The sequence below is a fragment of the Pseudomonas sp. JQ170C genome (assembly GCF_035581345.1).
In the GTDB taxonomy this organism is placed as follows: Bacteria; Pseudomonadota; Gammaproteobacteria; order Pseudomonadales; family Pseudomonadaceae; genus Aquipseudomonas.
The window spans coordinates 1,683,990-1,700,510 of the sequence record NZ_CP141608.1 but is presented as its reverse complement, the minus strand read 5'-3'; the positions used below and the strand labels follow the sequence as shown (position 1 = coordinate 1,700,510).

Annotated in this window: 18 protein-coding genes; 5 read left to right on the top strand and 13 right to left on the bottom strand. The window is 64.2% G+C overall.

The annotated features are described in order from the left end of the window. Positions 1-10: 10 nt before the first annotated feature. Entirely contained in the window at positions 11-1,468 is a 1,458-nt protein-coding gene (locus U9R80_RS07910; RefSeq protein WP_301836921.1) for a PepSY domain-containing protein, read from the top strand. Positions 1,469-1,549: 81 nt separating this feature from the next. On the opposite strand, the gene U9R80_RS07905 is transcribed toward U9R80_RS07910, so the two are convergent. Next, positions 1,550-2,470, bottom strand: a complete 921-nt coding sequence (locus U9R80_RS07905) for a class I SAM-dependent methyltransferase (protein WP_301836922.1) — start codon at positions 2,468-2,470, stop codon at positions 1,550-1,552. 146 nt (positions 2,471-2,616) lie between these two features. Here U9R80_RS07905 and U9R80_RS07900 point away from each other — a divergent pair, with 146 nt between their 5' ends. Next, positions 2,617-3,309: an alpha/beta hydrolase gene (locus U9R80_RS07900; RefSeq protein ID WP_301836923.1), complete on the top strand. Its 693-nt coding sequence runs from the start codon at positions 2,617-2,619 to the stop codon at positions 3,307-3,309. Here the strand turns inward: U9R80_RS07900 and U9R80_RS07895 are convergent. Beyond that, positions 3,296-4,201 carry a DMT family transporter gene (locus tag U9R80_RS07895; protein WP_301836924.1) on the bottom strand — a complete coding sequence of 302 codons (906 nt, stop codon included), beginning with the start codon at positions 4,199-4,201 and terminating at the stop codon, positions 3,296-3,298. The genes U9R80_RS07900 and U9R80_RS07895 overlap by 14 nt on opposite strands. A 131-nt stretch (positions 4,202-4,332) precedes the next feature. Here U9R80_RS07895 and U9R80_RS07890 point away from each other — a divergent pair, with 131 nt between their 5' ends. Beyond that, positions 4,333-4,770 (top strand): Lrp/AsnC family transcriptional regulator, encoded by a 438-nt coding sequence (locus tag U9R80_RS07890; protein WP_301836925.1) that lies wholly within the window; start codon positions 4,333-4,335, stop codon positions 4,768-4,770. 70 nt (positions 4,771-4,840) lie between these two features. On the opposite strand, the gene U9R80_RS07885 is transcribed toward U9R80_RS07890, so the two are convergent. After that, positions 4,841-6,076: a D-amino acid dehydrogenase gene (locus U9R80_RS07885; protein WP_301836926.1), complete on the bottom strand. Its 1,236-nt coding sequence runs from the start codon at positions 6,074-6,076 to the stop codon at positions 4,841-4,843. 105 nt (positions 6,077-6,181) lie between these two features. Between U9R80_RS07885 and U9R80_RS07880 the strand changes: the two genes are divergently transcribed. Then, on the top strand, positions 6,182-7,084 hold the full coding sequence (locus U9R80_RS07880) for a LysR family transcriptional regulator (protein ID WP_301836927.1): 903 nt from the start codon (positions 6,182-6,184) through the stop codon (positions 7,082-7,084). Between the two features lie 12 nt (positions 7,085-7,096). Here U9R80_RS07880 and U9R80_RS07875 read toward each other — a convergent pair whose 3' ends face one another. From U9R80_RS07875 to U9R80_RS07865, 3 genes are all read right to left on the bottom strand, one after another. After that, a complete protein-coding gene (locus U9R80_RS07875) occupies positions 7,097-7,759 on the bottom strand; it encodes a histidine phosphatase family protein (protein ID WP_301836928.1) in 663 nt (220 codons plus the stop codon). Between the two features lie 210 nt (positions 7,760-7,969). Continuing rightward, positions 7,970-8,308, bottom strand: a complete 339-nt coding sequence (locus U9R80_RS07870; RefSeq protein WP_301836929.1) for an FKBP-type peptidyl-prolyl cis-trans isomerase — start codon at positions 8,306-8,308, stop codon at positions 7,970-7,972. A 107-nt stretch (positions 8,309-8,415) separates the two neighbouring features. Next, entirely contained in the window at positions 8,416-9,357 is a 942-nt protein-coding gene (locus U9R80_RS07865; protein WP_301836930.1) for a DMT family transporter, read from the bottom strand. 155 nt (positions 9,358-9,512) lie between these two features. Between U9R80_RS07865 and U9R80_RS07860 the strand changes: the two genes are divergently transcribed. Then, on the top strand, positions 9,513-10,406 hold the full coding sequence (locus tag U9R80_RS07860) for a LysR substrate-binding domain-containing protein (RefSeq protein WP_301836931.1): 894 nt from the start codon (positions 9,513-9,515) through the stop codon (positions 10,404-10,406). Here U9R80_RS07860 and U9R80_RS07855 read toward each other — a convergent pair. From U9R80_RS07855 to U9R80_RS07825, 7 genes are all read right to left on the bottom strand, one after another. Then, on the bottom strand, positions 10,399-10,806 hold the full coding sequence (locus U9R80_RS07855) for a GFA family protein (RefSeq protein WP_301836932.1): 408 nt from the start codon (positions 10,804-10,806) through the stop codon (positions 10,399-10,401). The two genes, U9R80_RS07860 and U9R80_RS07855, sit on opposite strands and share 8 nt — an antisense overlap. Before the next feature lie 111 nt (positions 10,807-10,917). Beyond that, positions 10,918-11,856, bottom strand: a complete 939-nt coding sequence (locus U9R80_RS07850) for a 2-hydroxyacid dehydrogenase (RefSeq protein WP_301836933.1) — start codon at positions 11,854-11,856, stop codon at positions 10,918-10,920. Between the two features lie 46 nt (positions 11,857-11,902). Next, complete coding sequence (locus U9R80_RS07845) at positions 11,903-12,316, bottom strand: hypothetical protein (RefSeq protein WP_301836934.1); 414 nt, start codon at positions 12,314-12,316, stop codon at positions 11,903-11,905. 9 nt (positions 12,317-12,325) lie between these two features. Beyond that, positions 12,326-13,543 carry a c-type cytochrome biogenesis protein CcmI gene (ccmI, locus tag U9R80_RS07840; protein WP_301836935.1) on the bottom strand — a complete coding sequence of 406 codons (1,218 nt, stop codon included), beginning with the start codon at positions 13,541-13,543 and terminating at the stop codon, positions 12,326-12,328. Then, the gene (locus U9R80_RS07835; protein WP_301836936.1) at positions 13,536-14,012 is read right to left on the bottom strand and encodes a cytochrome c-type biogenesis protein; all 477 of its coding nucleotides are present in this window, start codon (positions 14,010-14,012) and stop codon (positions 13,536-13,538) included. The genes ccmI and U9R80_RS07835 overlap by 8 nt, the downstream gene beginning before the upstream one ends. Further along, complete coding sequence (locus U9R80_RS07830; RefSeq protein WP_301836937.1) at positions 14,009-14,545, bottom strand: DsbE family thiol:disulfide interchange protein; 537 nt, start codon at positions 14,543-14,545, stop codon at positions 14,009-14,011. The genes U9R80_RS07835 and U9R80_RS07830 overlap by 4 nt, the downstream gene beginning before the upstream one ends. Continuing rightward, positions 14,542-16,515 (bottom strand): heme lyase CcmF/NrfE family subunit, encoded by a 1,974-nt coding sequence (locus tag U9R80_RS07825; protein ID WP_301837477.1) that lies wholly within the window; start codon positions 16,513-16,515, stop codon positions 14,542-14,544. The genes U9R80_RS07830 and U9R80_RS07825 overlap by 4 nt, the downstream gene beginning before the upstream one ends. Positions 16,516-16,521: the final 6 nt, after the last annotated feature.

Below are 16,521 nucleotides of genomic sequence, written 5' to 3'. Positions count from 1 at the left end.
GACGCCCGCGATGAAACGCTACCTGTACCTGTGGCACCGCTGGCTCGGCATCGGCCTGTGCCTGTTCATGGCCCTGTGGTTCTTCTCGGGCGTGGTCATGCTGTATGTCGGCTACCCCAAGCTGACACCCCGGGAGCACCTGGCGCACCTGCCGGTGCTGAATCTGCAGGGCTGCTGTGTCGACCTGCGCAGCGCCCTGGCTGCCGCCGACCCCGAGCGGGCACCGTCGAGCATCTGTTTGAGCACCGTGGCGGGTACACCGCGCTACCTGCTCGGCTACAGCGGTGGCGCCAACGTGGCCGTGGATGCCCGCAGCGGGCAACGCCTTGGCGCCACCGATCGCGACCAGGCCTTGACCAGCGCCTACCAGTACGACCCGCTGGCAACCGCGCGCTATCAAGGGGAGGTGCAGGAAGACCTGTGGACGCACTCGCGGGCCCTGGATGCCGACCGTCCGTTGCAGCGTGTGCAGCTCAACGATGCCCAAGGCACCTTGCTCTACGTCTCCGGCCAGACCGGCGAAGTGGTGCGCGATGCCAGCGCCGTGGAGCGTGGCTGGAACCTGGTCGGCGCCTGGCTGCACTGGCTGTACCCCCTGCGCGGCATCGGCCTGGACGGGCTGTGGAGCAACCTGGTGATTTACCTGTCGCTGGGCGCCACGCTGATGGCGTTGCTGGGGGCGGTGATCGGCGTGTTGCGCTGGCGCCTGCGCAAGCCCTACCGCAGCGGCTCGCGCTCGCCCTACCGGGGCTTTGCCCGCTGGCACCATATCGGTGGCTTGGTGTTCGGGGTGCTGGCGATCACCTGGATTTTCAGCGGCTTGATGTCGATGAATCCGTGGCGGCTGTTCAGCAGCGATGCGCCGCTCAATACCGCGGCCTATCAGGGTGGGGTACTGCAGGCCGAGGCCTTCCCGGTGTCCGCCCAGCAGGCAATCGCACGCTTTGCCGATGAGGGCTTTGTGGTGCGGGAGCTGGAGTGGCGGTTGATTGGCGGTACGGGGTACCTGGTAGGTCATGACGGTGGCGGCCGCACCCGGCTGCTGGCCGACGGGCAGGTGCTTGGGCGCTTGCCGAAGGAGGTAGTGGAAGGTGCTGCCCAGGCGATTCTGCCGACGGTCAAGATGCACAGCGAACAGCTCGACGCCTACGACTTCTACTACTACGCACGGGCCGAACAGAGCATGCTCGGGCATCTGGACAAACGCTTGCCGGTGCTGCGAGTACGGTTCGATGACCCGCAGCAGAGCTGGCTGCACCTGGACCTGTACACCGGCGAACTGCTGGGGGTGATGGACCAGCCCCGGCGTGCGTCGCGTTGGCTGTTTGCCTTGCTGCATAGCTGGGACTGGCTGCCGTTGCTGGAACGGCGGCCGTTGTGGGACGTGTGGATGGTGGTGCTCAGCATTGGTGGGCTGGTGATCAGCGTCAGCGGTATCGTGCTGGGCTGGCGACGGCTTCGCCACTGAGTCAGCACTGACCAGGTAGGAGCGGGCTTGCCCCGCGATAGCGATCGGGCAGTTACATCGCATCGCGGGGCAAGCCCGCTCCTACACGAACACCATCGCTTTGAGGCCGCCGGCCGGGTCGATGTCCGCGAACTCCGGGGGGTTGGCCAGGCGCTCCACGAACGTCAGGGCTGGGGCTTCTTCGGCCATGCCCTCAAGCAAGAACTCAAGCCCGATCCCCGGGTCGTTCACGCACGCCAACACCGTCCCCCCTTCACGCAACAATTCAGGCAAGCGGCGCAGGATCTTGCGGTAATCCTGGGTCAGCACGAAGCTGCCTTTCTGGAAGGTCGGCGGGTCGATGATGATCAGGTCATAAGGCCCGGACTTGCGCACCTTGCCCCAGGACTTGAACAGTTCATGCCCCAGAAAGCTGACCCGCGACAGGTCATGGCCATTGTGCCGATGGTTGTCACGCCCCCGGCTCAGGGCCGAGCGCGCCATGTCCAGGTTGACCACGTGCTCGGCACCGCCCGCAACCGCCGCCACGGAAAACCCGCAGGTGTAGGCGAACAGGTTCAGTACCCGCTTGCCCGCCGCCTGCTCACGTACCCAGCGGCGGCCATAGCGCATGTCGAGGAACAGGCCGGTGTTCTGCTTCACGCCCAGGTCCAGCTGATAGCGAAGGCCATCCTCGTCGATCAGCCAGTGCTCGCTGGGGGTACCCACAAGCCAGTTGCCGGGGCTGTCAGGCAGGTAGCGGTGCTGGATCAGGATCGCCTGCCCCATCCAGCAAGGCGCCTCGGCCAGCGCCAGCAACATCTGCTCCAGCGCCGGCAACTGGCCCTCGGGCGGCTCGCGAAACAGCGACACCAGCAACACGCCCTGCAACCAGTCCACGGTGATCTGCTCAAGCCCCGGCCAGCAGCGGCCACGGCCATGGAACAGCCGGCGGGTTTCTGCCGGCGCCGGGTCAAGGGCCGCGAGCAGGTGGTGCTGGAGGGTGTCGATCACAGAAGTCATGGGCAATTTCGATGGCGTAAAGCGGCCTATTCTACCCTGCCCGCCCAGTGTCGGCAGAACCCTGATCAGCCTGCCGATCGCCAGCCGTCGGTGTCTGGAAAATGCACCTAAACTTCCACTCCCACCACTTTTTCCGGGCAACGATCATGAGCGAGAAACCCACCATTGTTCTGGTTCACGGCTTCTGGGGCGGCGCCGCCCACTGGAGCAAGGTCATCCTAGAATTGTCACGCCTGGGTCACCGCGACCTGCACGCCGTGGAGATGCCCCTCACCTCGCTGGCCGATGATGCCGAGCGTACGCGCAAGATGGTCGCCTCGATTCCCGGCAAGGTGTTGCTGGTCGGTCACTCCTATGGCGGCGCGGTCATTACCCAGATGGGCAATCAGCCCAACGTCGCAGGCCTGGTGTACATCGCCGCTTTCGCCCCCGATGACGGCGAAAGCCCGGGCAGCATCACCGGCAAGAATCCACCTGAAGCGGCGGCCAACCTGCAACCGGACACTGATGGCTACCTATGGATCAAACCCGACAAACTCCACGAAAGTTTCTGCCAGGACCTGAGCAAGGATGAAGGGCTGGTCATGAGCGTGACCCAGAAGGCACCGCTGGCCAGCACCTTTGGCGACACCATCAGTAACCCGGCGTGGAAGCACAAACCTTGCTGGTACCAGCGCTCGACGCACGACCGGATGATCCACCCGGACAACCAGGCATTCATGGCCGAGCGCATGAAGCCCAAAGAAACACTCAACCTCGACGCCAGCCATGCCTCGCTGGCCTCCAGGGCCGCCGAAGTGGCGGCCCTGATCGACCGCGCAGCCCTCAGTCTGGCTTGACAGCAACCGCCTTGGCCGCCGGCTTGAACCACCAGCCCTGCTGCATGCCGGCCGCCGCCAGCAGGATCGCCGCCACGCCCAGCCACTGCAGCGGCTCCAGGCGATGACCAAAGGCGAACCAGTCGACGAAGATCGCCGCGATCGGGTAGATGAACGACAAGGCCCCGGTCAAGGCGGTCGGCAGCTTCTGGATCGCCCCATAAAGCAGCACATACATCACCCCGGTGTGGACAATCCCCAGCGTGATCAATGAGCCGAGCGCACCGGCCTCGCTGGGCAGGCCCGAGGTATTGGCCCAGGGCGCCAGCAGCAGGATGCCGGTGCACACCTGGATCAACGCGATCAGGTGTGGCGGTGTACCGCTCAAGCGCTTGATGATCAACGCCGCCACGGCATAGAGAAACGCTGCGCCAAGGGCCAGGCCAATGCCCACCAGGTAGTCGCTGCCACTGCCGCCCTGGCTGCCATGGGCACTGACGATTGCCAGCATCCCGAGAAACGACAGCGCCAGCCAGAACAGCTTCTGCACGGTAATCTTCTCGCCAAGAAACACCGCCGCCAGCCCCACCAGCATGAACGGCTGGACGTTGTACACCGCCGTGCCGATGGCAATCGAGGCGCGCGAATAGGAGGCGAACAACAACACCCAGTTACCCACGATCGCCACCCCGCTGAACACCGCCAGGGCGAACGTGACGCGGGTGAGGATGCCCGGCCGCAGAAAGCCCATGGCCAGGCAGATCAACAGCAAGGTGCCGGCACCGAACACGCAACGCCAGAACACCACATCCAGCACCGGCTGCCCGGACACCAGCACAAACCAGCCGATGGTCCCCGAAATCAGCATCGCGGCGACCATCTCGAACGACCCACGGCGTATTGAACTGTCCATCACCCACCTCCTAGACGATGGGTAAATTATGACCAGTGCGCCGGGGGCGATTCCAGCGGATAAAACAGGCTAAGCTGAGAATCTGCCTTTACTATCAAGGCAAATTTCGCAATCCGCCTAACGAGGCCGACATGACCGACGACATCGACCAGTTATTGATAAAGGCGCTGATGGAGGACTCCCGGCGCTCGCTCAAGGCCCTGGCGCAACTGAGCGGCCTGTCCTCCCCCAGTGTCAGCGAACGCCTGCGCCGCCTGGAAGAACGCGGCGTGCTCAAGGGCTACACGGTAGAGATCGACCCGCGCTGTTTCGGCTACCAACTGCAGGCCATCGTCCGCGTGCGGCCGTTGCCGGGGCAGTTGCAGGAGGTGGAGCGCCAGATCATGGCCATCCCCGAGTTCACCGAGTGCGACAAGGTGACCGGGGATGACTGCTTTATCGCACGTCTGCATGTGCGCTCGATGGAAGAGCTCGACACGATCCTCGACAAACTCAACGGCCATGCCGAGACCAACACCGCGATCGTCAAGAAAACCCCGGTCAAACGCCGCCTCCCACCCATGGCATAACCTCGTAGGAGCGGGCTTGCCCCGCGATGCGCTCTGCATGACACACCGCTATCGCGGGGCAAGCCCGCTCCTACCGTGCTGTGAATCCCTTGAGGTCGATTGCGGGGGCGCGGCCGCCGATCAGTTCGGCCAGCAGCGCACCGCTGGCACAGGCCAGGGTAAAACCCAGCGCACCATGCCCCAGGTTGAGCCAGAGGTTGCGGTAGCAGGTGGCGCCCAGCAAGGGCACGCCGGTGGGCGTTGCCGGGCGCATGCCGGCCCACTCCCGGGCATTTGCATAATCGGCGGCATCCGGCAACGTGGCGGCGGCCAGGCGATGCAGGGTGGCCAGGCGACCAGGGTTGACGGACTCGTCGCCGCCGACGATATCGACCATCGCCGCCACACGCAGCTGGCATTCAAGCCGGGCGTAGACAATCTTGCGGTCGTAATCCGTGATGCTGACCTCCGGCGCCCGATGCCCCGCCCGAATCGGTGCGGTCAGGCTGTAGCCCTTGAGCGGGTAGATCGGCAACTGCAGGCCCGGCAGGCCGAGGCTGGCGCTACGGTACCCGGCACAGAGCACCAGGCGTTCCACCGGCAAAACCTGGTCGCCCAGTTCCAGCGCCTGGACCACTCCATTGGCATGACGAATGCGGGTCACGCTCTGGCCCAGCAGCAGACGGCACTGCCCCGAGGCTTGCAGGCGCTGCGCCAGGGCCAGGCAAAAGCGGTGGCAGTCGGCAACTTCTTCATCGGCGGTGTACACCCCGCCGATGAAGGGCGCATCGGCCAGGGCCGGTTCCAGCACGGCAATGCCGGCCGCATCGAGCACCTGCTGCCCCTGCGGATCGAGCAGATGAGCGCGGGCATGGGCAAAGCTGGCCGGGTTGCGAAAAGTCACCAGCTTGCCATTGCGCCGCCAGGCGAACCCGTCCAGTTGGTCGTCTTCGCGCCATTGGGCCAGGGTGGCCTGGCTGTGCAGGGCCAGGCGCAACAAGTGGGCCGCGTTGGTGCGATTGACCGAGGTGCGGCACGCGGCCATGAACGCCCCCATCCAGCGCCACTGGGCCAGGTCCAGGCGGGGGCGCAATTTGAGCGGCGAGTCGCGGCGCAACAGCCAGCCCAGTGCCTGCAACGGCACCCCGGCATCGGCCAGCGGCGACACATAGCGGTAGGACAACTGGCCGCCATTGGCGTAGCTGGTGCCAGCGGCCAGGCGCTCACGCGCCTCGATCAGGTCAACCGCAAAACCTTCGCGCACCAGGGCGTAGGCCGTTGCCAGGCCGATGACGCCGCCGCCGATCACTGTTACCCGCTGTGCCATATGCCTTCACCCACCCATCCGCAGGCCTTCAGCCTAGGGTCAGTGACAGCCGCGGGATAATGAATAAAAATGGCCCGGCCATAAACAAAGGTTATGGGGTACGCCATGCGCTTGCGTCACATCGAAGTATTCCAGGCCATCCGCCAGACCGGCTCGATCAGCGGCGCAGCGCAGTTGCTGCACGTGACGCAGCCGGCGGTGTCGAAAATCCTCCAGCACGCCGAAGCGCAGCTGGGGTTTCCCTTGTTCCTGCGAGTGCGCGGCAAGCTGCAGATCACGCCGGAGGCCCTGGCCCTGGAGCGTGAGGTGGACAAGGTCAGCGACAGTGTCGAAGGGGTTCGCCGCCTGGCTGCCAGCCTGCGTCGCCAGCCGGGTATGAGTTTGCGTATCGGTGCCACCCCGGCGCTGGCGCTGTCACTGTTTGGGCCGGTGATCAGTCTGTGGTCCGAACGTCATCCGCAGTCCGAATGCGAGCTTTCCAGTTATCACAGCCGTGAACTGGTGCAACAGTTGCTGATGCGCGAAGTCGATGTTGCCCTGACCTTGCGCCATCCCGACCACCCGGGCCTGAACACGCAGGCGCTGGCCCACGGCGTGCTGGTCGCCCTGGCCCCGGAAGGCTGGTGGGATGAGCAAAGCCAGGGCTCACCGTTGCCGGTCCAGGCCCTGGCCGGTGCGCCGCTGATCGGCCTGAGCAGCAGTGACCCGCTGGCAGCGCAAGTGGGCAATTACCTCAAACACCTGGAACCGGCCCCGCGCATCGGCATTCGCGTGCAGACCTACTCACTGGCCCGGGCCATGGTCGAATCCGGCGCGGGTATTGCGCTGATCGACCCCTTCACCGCGCTCGGCTCGCAGCACACCCGCGTGCGGCCACTCGATCCGCCATTGCCGATCACCCTCTACGCCCTGACCCGCGCCAACGAAAGTCATCCCCATCACCTGGATGACCTGTTGCAACTGTTCAGTCAGCGCGCCCGCGAGCAGATCGCCAAAGTCGCGCGTTGAGCGCCTGGCTCATCAGGTCGGGCAGCTTTGCGCACCGTTGTTCAGGCCCTGCTTGTAGTTGCGGCTGAGCAGGCTGGCCTTACCGTTATGCCAGGTCAGGGTCAGCACATAGAGCGAGTCGAAGTCGCCGCCGTCCCAGTCTTCGGTAATGACCTGTTTTTTGCCCACGGCCTTGCCGGCCACAGTGTTTATCAACTCGGGCAGGTAGCCGTGGGACCAGGCGGTGTAGACGGTGGCGTTGCGGTATTTGTCTTGCAGCAGTTCGTCGGCAAGGTCGGCGGTGTCGTTGGCACCGAAGTCGATGTTCACCGGCAACCCGAGCTTGATGGCGCTGGGGCTGATGGTCATCAGCGGGCGAATGTAGCTGTAGGCGTCATCCTTGCTGCCCTCTTCCACATGTCGGGAAGGGTTGGCGGCAAACACATAGTCGGCTTTGCCGAACTTTTCCGGCAGCACGGTGGCCAGGTCCAGCGCACGATTGAGTCCTTGGCAATTGAGCTGCCCCAAGCCTTCGCCAGGTTTTTCGGCGTGGCGCAGAAACACCAGGGTCTGGACGCCATCCACAGGCTCGGCGCGGCTTTCGACGGCTTCCACGGCCAGCAGCGTGACACCACCGAGCAGGGCCAGGGAACACAAGGCGTGGCGGTGACGCTTGAACAGGATCGACAACTTCATGGAGCGGGCTCTTCTACGGCAAAAGGGATGTGGCTGACCCGCCTGTGACACGCCGCGGCCGAGGCCGCGGGTGATCCCTGTCTGTCGTTCCATCCGTGGAGCGGGCTAACTGAGAGTGCGATAAGCCCGTTTGGTTCGATCCTTGAGTGCTCGACCCTGAGCACGAGTGACTTTAATACCTTGATATTGCACAAATAAGACCAACGGCCATCAATCGTCGCGGGTCAGGACTTCCAGCAGCTCGATCTCGAAGGTCAGGTTCGAGTGCGGAGTGATCGCGCCCATGCTGCGCTCGCCATAGGCCAGGTGCGACGGCACCACCAGCTTGCGCTTGCCACCGACCTTCATGCCCATCAGGCCCTGGTCCCAGCCCTTGATGACCCGGCCCGTTCCGATCACGCACTGGAACGGTTTGCCTCGGTCATAGGAGGAATCGAATGTGCTGCCGTCTTCGAGCCAGCCGGTGTACTGGGTGGTTATCAGGGCGCCCTTGACCGCTTCCTTGCCCTCGCCCAGCTCAAGATCGATGATTTGCAGTTCGCTGCTCATGGTTTACCTCGTTCAAGCGCTTTATTTCGTGGCAGCCTTTTCGCAGGAATGCACGCTGTTTGCAAGGCCCGTAGGAGCGGGCTTGCCCCGCGATTGCATTTGGCCCGTCACACTGCTTCGCGGGGCAAGCCCGCTCCTACCTGGCCGTGCTGGCGCATTGACAGGCATACGCCTCCGATCACCAGCACAATGGCGGCGGCCTCCAGCAGGTTCGGGCCGCTTTGGCGCCAGATGAAGGCGTACAGCAGGGCGAACAAGGTTTCAAACACGATCAACTGGCCACTCAAGGTCAGCGGCATGCGCTTGGACGCCGCGTTCCACAGCACCGCCGCCAACCACGAGCCAAAAATCGCGCAGGCCAGGCTGTATACCCAGAACAGCCACCAGCGCTCGGCCGATGCCTGCACCTGCAATTGCGCGGGCTGCCACAAGGCCAGGACACCCACCAGCACCAGACTGAACACACCGGTCATCACCCCGCACAGCACTGACCATTGGTGGCTGTCGAAATGGCCGCACTGCTTGAGGTAACGGCTGTTGTGGACGGCGTACCAGGTCCAGCAGGCCAGCGCTGCGAGGGCATAGAGCACACCGGCGACCTTGTCGCCCAACGCCCCTTGCTCGACGGCGAAGGTTTGCAGGTTGATGCAGAGCATGCCGGCAAGAATCAGCATCAAGGGTACGAACAGTTGCTTGAGCGCCACCCCGCCACTGTCGTGACGACCGTAGAGCGTGATGGTCAGGGGCAGCACCCCCACGATCAGCGACGCCGGTGCCACACCCAGGCGCTGGATCGCCGCTACCAGGCAGATGAAGTACAGCAGGTTACCGATCAGCGCCAGGCGCCCGAGCATCCACACATCAGACAGGGTCATGCGTCCCAGGGCCTTGCGCATCGGGATGGCCAGCACCAGGGTCACCAGCCCGAACAAGACGAAGCGGGCGCAACTGAGCAGCACCGGGCTGAACTCCGGCAACAACTGCGGCACCATCAGCACCAACCCCCACATCGCGCCGGCTACACCGGCATAGGCCACACCCTGTTTCACGTTGCCTGCTCCTGTTCTGAGAAGTGCGCAGGCTACCGTCCGGCCGGAATCAGGACAAAAGATCATTCGGCATGCAGCCATTCCCACAAGGAATGGCTTTCACGGTGAAAGCATCGACCCTATGATGCAGCCATTCCCCAGAACGGACCTTCAGCATGAGCCGCTTTGCCCGCCACCTGCCCCCGCTGGACACGCTGATTGCCTTTGAAGCGGTGGTACGCACCGGCAGTTTCACCCGCGCCGCCAGCGAGCTGTACCTGACCCAGAGCGCGGTGAGTAAACAGATCAAGGTGCTTGAGGATCACCTGGGGGCGGTGCTGTTCGAGCGCCGTGCCCGAGGCATCGCCCTGACGACGGCTGGCGAAGGGTTCAACAGCATCGTCGAGCCCATGCTAGAAAGCCTGCTGGCCAATGTGCTGCGCCTGAAATCCGGGAACAGCAGCCGCAATGTCAGCGTCATCTGTACCCATGCGGTGGCACAGTACTGGCTGTTCCCACGGCTGCTGCGCTTCAATGCGCAGCACCCTGAATTGACCGTGAATATTCACGCCAGCAACGAAATCAGCGAAAGCGACATTGCCCACTACGACTTCGGCATTCTCTATGGCCATGGCCGTTGGAGTTCGCTCAATGCCGACAAACTGTTCGACGAAACCATCTACCCGATCGTCAGCGTCAAGCGCAGCCTGCCCGCTGTCAGTTCATTGAGTGAGCTGCAGACACTGCCGTTGATTCAACTGGATGCATCGGCCTGGAACTGCCTGGACTGGCAGGACTGGTTCGGCCACCAGGGCGTGCGTTACAAGGCCCCGGCCGATGCGGTGACGTTCAACCAGGTGAACCTGGTGTTCGAGGCTGTGCTGCAAGGAATGGGCGTGGGTCTGGGCTGGGAGTTCATGGCGCGGGAGCGCATCGACAATGGCGACATCTACCCGGTGTCGGGGTTTGTCGTACACACAGGCCAGGCCGACTACCTGGTGCACGACAAACAGGCCCCCTGCTCACCCGCCGCACAAGTGTTCCAGGGCTGGCTGCTGGGGCTCAGTTGAACAGGGCCTCGACTTCGGCCGCGGTCATGGTCTTGGTGTCGTTGGCAAAGCAGTAGTAGCTCGGCTTCTCGTCGATATAGACCTGCAGATCGAATACCCAATCGGTGTCCCCCTCCAGCACGCCCACCGACACCGAATCGAAATCGCCGGACTTCAGGCGATACAGCAGGTGCGTGCCGCACTGGCCGCAAAACAGGCGTTCGGCCCAGGCGGAGGAGTCATAGATCACCGGTTGCCCGGCGGTGAAGGTGACCGGCGCCGCGCAATGCACCGACAGCAACGGCCCTCCCCCCCACTTGCGGCACATGCTGCAGTGGCAGGCATCGACACTGGCTTTTTCCACATTGATGCTGAGTTTGACGGCGCCACACAGGCAACTGCCGTGTTTTTCAAAGGACATGACCGAGGCTCCTGGCAAGGACGTGAGGCGCAAAGTTTAGACCTGTAGGAGCGGGCTTGCCCCGCGATGACGGTTTTCCTGTCACACCGCTATCGCGGGGCAAGCCCGCTCCTACAAAGTGACGGGCGTCAGGACCGGTTTGCCGGCAAAGAAGGCCTGCAGATTCTTGAGCACCAACGCCACGGTATCGTACGCGGCCTCCGGCGACTGACCGGCCACATGGGGGGTCAGCACGGTGTTGGGCAAGGCTTTCAGGGCGTCCGGCACCGCAGGTTCGTCATCGAACACATCCAGCGCGGCACCGGCGATCACGCCATTGGCCAGGGCCTCGAGCATGTCAGGGGTGTTGACCACGCTGGCCCGAGCGATGTTCACCAGAAAGCCGTCCGCACCCAATGCTTCAAGCACCGGCTTGTCGATCAATTGACGGGTGTTGGCGCCACCGGGTGTGGCAATGACCAGAAAGTCCGAAGCCCGGGCCAGCGCCAGCGGGCTGTCGCAATAGCTGTAAGCGACATCACTGCGCGGGTTGCGGTTGTGGTAGCTGACGTGCATGTCGAAGCCTTGCGCCGCGCGTTTGGCGATGGCCAGCCCCACGGCGCCCAGGCCCAGGATACCCAGGCGCTTGCCGCTGACCGAGGGGCTGATGACCCGGTTCCACTCACCGCGGCGGGTGGAGGCATCGGCGCGGGGAATGTCGCGCACCACCGCCAGCAGCAAGGCCATGGCATGGTCGGCCACTGCCGTGGCATTGGCGCCCGCACCATTGGTGACGGTGATGCCGCGCGCGGCTGCAGCGGCCAGGTCGACCTGCTCGTAGCCGGCACCGATGACACAGATGATTTTCAAGGCGGGCAATGCGGCGATCTCGTCGGCATTCAGGCCCAGCGGCCCACGGGTCAGCACCGCGTCAATCTCGCCGCCATGGCGGGCAATGGCTTCGGCGCGCAAGGCCGGGGTCTGTGCGCGGATCAGGCGAAAGCCGTTGTCTTCCAACAGTGGCAGGTAGTCGTCGACCGTTTCTACCAGCACCAGTACCGTCTGTGTCATGCCATGCTCCCGGCTATTTGCGAGGGCGCATTATGCGGACTTCCGGTTACTGGGCGAAAGCCCGTCCCAGACCGCCCGGCACGCCGCTGCTATCGGTTTCCTGCCAGGGGCCATTGAGGTTGGTCGACCAGCTCCAGCCGTTGTTCCAGCGGTAGTAGGTGCGCTGGCGATAGAAGGTATTGGTCTGGCCTTCGAGCACGTACACCCCCAGGCGCGGGTCCCAATGGCTGGCGCCACCGGGCGGTGGCGCAAAGCTTGCCGAGGTGCGTGGCATCGGCTTGGGTGCGGGGGTGATTACCGGCTTGCTCGGCTTCGTGCTCGGGGGCGGTGTCGGCTTGGTACTTGGCCCCGGCGGCAAGGTTTCGATAGGGGGCGCGGTAGGTTCGGAGGGCTGATGAACAGTACACGCACTCAGGCCAACGGCCAGGGAAAGAAGGGCAAGGCGTGCAATGCTGTTCATAGTGATCTCTTACTGGTCCGGGCTGTCGATGGTCAGGTGCTGCGCGGCGGTCGTGCTGCTGGCCAGCGGGCTGCTGCGACCGATCCACTCACCCTGGGTCGGCTTGCCAGCACGCGAGACGCGCGCAACGAGTTGGACTTCGGGAAAGCTCGACAGTTTCATGTTCGGCATCATTGCGTCGCTGTCGCTCAGTTCTACCTCGATCGGCAGCTGGGCCACGGTCACGCGCTTGGCCGCCAGTGGCATGGGCGGACCGGAGCTGGCGCGGGCAAAGATGAACACGGTGTCGTCTGGCTTGACCTTGTCCTTGAGCGCCGCCGCCAGCTCTACCCGGACTTTGAGCCGTGCCGTGGCGGCAACGGCCGACGCTGCTTCAGGTGCTGGCGATGCGGTCTTGCCCTCGCCTGCCTTGAGCCGGTCCTGGGCCCGGTCGATGCCACCCTGAAGGGCCGCGCGCGAGGTGTCGCCCTCAGGCAGTTGCACCAGCAGGCGGTTCCAGTAGTCGATGGCGTCCTGGTAGTGCTCGCGCTCGAACGCTGCAATGCCGAGCAGCCCCAGGCTGGTGACTTCGTTCGGGTCAGCCTTGAGGGCTTCGTCGGTCAGCGCTTGCAGTTGTTCGGTCCACTGCTTGTCGTTGGCAAAGTACAGGGCCTGGGCCCACTGCCCCAGCAGCTCCGGCTGGCGCCCGGCCAGGGTCGCAGCCCGCTCGAAGACCTTGGCGGCATCGGCGGCGCGTTCCTGGGCCATATAGGCGCGGCCGAGGAAGTACAGGCCTTCGGCCGAATCCGGTTGGGCCTCGACGGCACGCTCCAGGCGCGCGGTCATCTCTTCCATCGACTGCGGCGCGTTGGCGAACTGCCGGGTCAGCTCGACCTGCTCGCTGGCACCGAAATGCAGGTACAGGCCCAGGCCCATCAGCGGCACCAGCACAGCAGCCAGCAACGGCAATGGCTTGCCCAGGCGCGCCAGGCGCTGGGGTTCGGCGTTCTCGGTATCGTCCAGCAGCTCGCGGGCCGCTTCATCACGCCCCTTGGCCAGTTGCGCGTCATCGAGGACGCCGGCCGCTTGCTGGGCGGTCAATTCCGCGACCCGCTCCTGATACAGGGCAACGTTCAATGCGGTGCGGTCTTCTTCCAGTTGCGCACGACGGCCGCGCAACACCGGGATCAGCAAAAAGCTCAGGGCCACCAGCAACAGCAGGCCTGCAGCAAGCCAGAAATCAGTCATGGGTCTGTTCTTTGTCCAGCAATTTGGCGAGGCGCTCGCGCTCCTCGGGGGAAAGGTCGACAGCGTCTGCAGCGCTCTGCGCGCGACGCTTGCGCACGATCATGGCCAGCAAGCCGAAACCGCCCACCAGCAACACGCCCGGCCCGAACCACAGCAGCCAGGTACGCGACGTCAGCGCAGGCTTGTAGCGAACGAAGTCGCCATAGCGGTCGACCATGAAGTCGATGATCTGCTGATTGCTCTTGCCCTCGCCCAGCATGCGGAAGATTTCCCGGCGCAGGTCGGCGGCAATCGGTGCGTTGGAGTCGGCGATGTCCTGGTTCTGACACTTGGGGCAGCGCAGTTCCTTGGTCAGGTCGTGGTAGCGCTCGCGCTCGGCGTCGTCGGCAAACTGATAGGTGTCGATGGCCGCCTGGGTGACCCCGGCCAGGCTCAAGCCCAGGACTGCGGCTGCCAGCCAGCGCTTCATGGCTTGGCCTCATCGATCAGGCCCTGGTAGATCGGTGCCAGCTGCTCACGCCAGACCGTGGCATCGACCACACCGACGTGCTTGTGGCGAATGATGCCCTTGGCGTCGATCACGAAGGTTTCCGGCGCGCCATACACCCCAAGGTCCAGGCCCAGGCTGCCCTGCTCGTCGCGGATGTCCAGCTGGTAGGGGTTGTGGAACTCGGCCAGCCACTTGAGTGCGGCGGCGTTGTCGTCCTTGTAGTTGACCCCGTGAATCACTACGCCCTGCTCGGCCAGCTTGTTCAGGTACGGATGCTCGACCTTGCACGACGGGCACCAGGTGGCCCACACGTTCACCAGGGCCGGCTTGCCGATCAGGTCGGCCTGGGTCAGCGCCTTGCCATCCTGTACCGAGGTCAGGGCAAAGGCCGGGAACGGCTTGCCGATCATTGCCGACGGAAGCTCGGTCGGGTCCAGGAACAGGCCCCGGTAGAGAAACACCGCCACCAGCAGAAACACCGCCAGCGGCAGCACCATGATCCAACGCTTCATGCAGTTGCTCCAGACATGCCCAGCACTTCACGCACCCGGGCTTTGACCTTGACTCGATAACGACCGTCCATTGCCGCCAGCAACCCGCCAAGACCGGTCAACAAACCGCCCAGCCAGATCCAGCGCACGAAGGGTTTGACGTGTACGCGCACAGCCCAGGCGCCGTTCTCCAGCGGCTCGCCCAGGGCGACGTAGAGGTCACGGGTAAAGCCCGCATCGATACCTGCTTCAGTCATCATCGACTGCTGCACGGTATACAGGCGCTTCTCCGGATGCAGCACATTGACCTCGCGACCGTCCTTGACCACCCGCACGGTGCCCTTGTCGGAAGTGAAGTTCGGCCCTTCAAAATGCTTGGCGCCTTCAAAGGTGAAGTGATAACCCGCCAGTTCCACCGACTCGCCGGGTGCCAGGCGCAGGTCGCGCTCGGCGCTGTTGTTGCTCGACAGCACCACGCCCAGGGCGCACACCGCCAGGCCCAGGTGCGCCACGTGCATGCCCCAGTAGCTACGGTTCAGGCCGCGCAGGCCCTTGACCAGGCCCTTGTGGCGGGTCTTGTCGAGGATGTCACGGGCGCCGGCCAGCACGATCCACGCCGCCAGGGCGAAGGTGGTCAGCACTTCCCAGTCGAAATCGTCGACCAGCAAGCCACCGACGGGGGCCAGCACGGCGCTGGCGATCAGCACCGGGGTGAGCATGCTGACCAGCCAGCGGGTCGGGGTGTCTTTCCAGCGCACGATCACACCAATGGCCATGACCACCATCAGCAAGGCCATCAACGGCAGGAACAGCGCGTCGAAGTACGGCGGGCCGACCGATAGCTTGGCCCCGGTCAGGGCGTCCAGGAACAGCGGATAGAGCGTGCCGAGCAGGATCATCGAGGCGGCAACCACCAGCACGATATTGTTGGCCAGCAGCAGGGTTTCACGGGACCACAGGGCAAATCCGACCTGGCTCTTGACCACCGGTGCACGCAGGGCGAACAGCGTCAGCGAGCCGCCAACCACGAAGAGCAGGAAAATCAGGATGAACACGCCGCGCTCGGGGTCCGAGGCAAAGGCATGCACCGAGGTCAGCACCCCGGAACGTACGAGGAAGGTGCCGAGCAGGCTCAGGGAGAAGGCCGCGATGGCCAGCAACACGGTCCAGCTCTTGAACACACCACGCTTTTCGGTGACGGCCAGGGAGTGGATCAGGGCAGTGCCCACCAGCCACGGCATGAACGAGGCGTTTTCCACCGGGTCCCAGAACCACCAGCCGCCCCAGCCCAGTTCGTAGTACGCCCACCACGACCCCAGGGTGATACCGATCCCCAGGAACGCCCAGGCCACCAGGGTCCAGGGCCGCGACCAGCGCGCCCAGGCAGCGTCCAGGCGACCACCGAGCAACGCGGCGATGGCAAAGGCAAAGGCAACCGAGAAGCCCACATACCCCATGTACAGCATCGGCGGGTGAACGATCAGGCCGATGTCCTGCAGCAAGGGGTTGAGGTCGGCGCCGTCCGTCGGCACTTGCGGCAGCAGGCGCTTGAAGGGGTTGGAGGTGACGATCAGGAACGACAGGAAGCCGACGCTGATCATGCCCATCACCGCCAGCACCCGCGCCAGCATCACCTGTGGCAACTGGCGCGAGAAGATCGACACGGCGAAGGTCCAGCCACCGAGGATCATTGCCCACAGCAGCAACGAACCTTCGTGGGCGCCCCACACGGCACTGAACTTGAAGTACCAGGGCAAGGCGCTGTTGGAGTTGTTGGCAACATAGGCGACCGAGAAGTTGTCGGTCATGAAGGCGTGGGTCAGGCAGGCAAAGGCAAACGCCAGGAAGGCGAACTGACCCCAGGCCGCAGGCCTTGCCAGGCTCATCCACAGGCTGTCGCCACGCCAGGCGCCGAGCAGCGGCACGATGGCCTGCACGGCGGCAAAGCAGATCGCCAGGATCATGGCCAGCTGGCCGAGCTCAGGAATGATCAGCGC

Coding starts and splice junctions, on each gene's coding strand:
- U9R80_RS07910 (WP_301836921.1), top strand. CDS start 11: ATGAAACGCTACCTGTACCTGTGGCACCGCTGGCTCGGCATCGGCCTG.
- U9R80_RS07905 (WP_301836922.1), bottom strand. CDS start 2,470: ATGACTTCTGTGATCGACACCCTCCAGCACCACCTGCTCGCGGCCCTT.
- U9R80_RS07900 (WP_301836923.1), top strand. CDS start 2,617: ATGAGCGAGAAACCCACCATTGTTCTGGTTCACGGCTTCTGGGGCGGC.
- U9R80_RS07895 (WP_301836924.1), bottom strand. CDS start 4,201: ATGGACAGTTCAATACGCCGTGGGTCGTTCGAGATGGTCGCCGCGATG.
- U9R80_RS07890 (WP_301836925.1), top strand. CDS start 4,333: ATGACCGACGACATCGACCAGTTATTGATAAAGGCGCTGATGGAGGAC.
- U9R80_RS07885 (WP_301836926.1), bottom strand. CDS start 6,076: ATGGCACAGCGGGTAACAGTGATCGGCGGCGGCGTCATCGGCCTGGCA.
- U9R80_RS07880 (WP_301836927.1), top strand. CDS start 6,182: ATGCGCTTGCGTCACATCGAAGTATTCCAGGCCATCCGCCAGACCGGC.
- U9R80_RS07875 (WP_301836928.1), bottom strand. CDS start 7,759: ATGAAGTTGTCGATCCTGTTCAAGCGTCACCGCCACGCCTTGTGTTCC.
- U9R80_RS07870 (WP_301836929.1), bottom strand. CDS start 8,308: ATGAGCAGCGAACTGCAAATCATCGATCTTGAGCTGGGCGAGGGCAAG.
- U9R80_RS07860 (WP_301836931.1), top strand. CDS start 9,513: ATGAGCCGCTTTGCCCGCCACCTGCCCCCGCTGGACACGCTGATTGCC.
- U9R80_RS07855 (WP_301836932.1), bottom strand. CDS start 10,806: ATGTCCTTTGAAAAACACGGCAGTTGCCTGTGTGGCGCCGTCAAACTC.
- U9R80_RS07850 (WP_301836933.1), bottom strand. CDS start 11,856: ATGACACAGACGGTACTGGTGCTGGTAGAAACGGTCGACGACTACCTG.
- U9R80_RS07845 (WP_301836934.1), bottom strand. CDS start 12,316: ATGAACAGCATTGCACGCCTTGCCCTTCTTTCCCTGGCCGTTGGCCTG.
- ccmI (WP_301836935.1), bottom strand. CDS start 13,543: ATGACTGATTTCTGGCTTGCTGCAGGCCTGCTGTTGCTGGTGGCCCTG.
- U9R80_RS07835 (WP_301836936.1), bottom strand. CDS start 14,012: ATGAAGCGCTGGCTGGCAGCCGCAGTCCTGGGCTTGAGCCTGGCCGGG.
- U9R80_RS07830 (WP_301836937.1), bottom strand. CDS start 14,545: ATGAAGCGTTGGATCATGGTGCTGCCGCTGGCGGTGTTTCTGCTGGTG.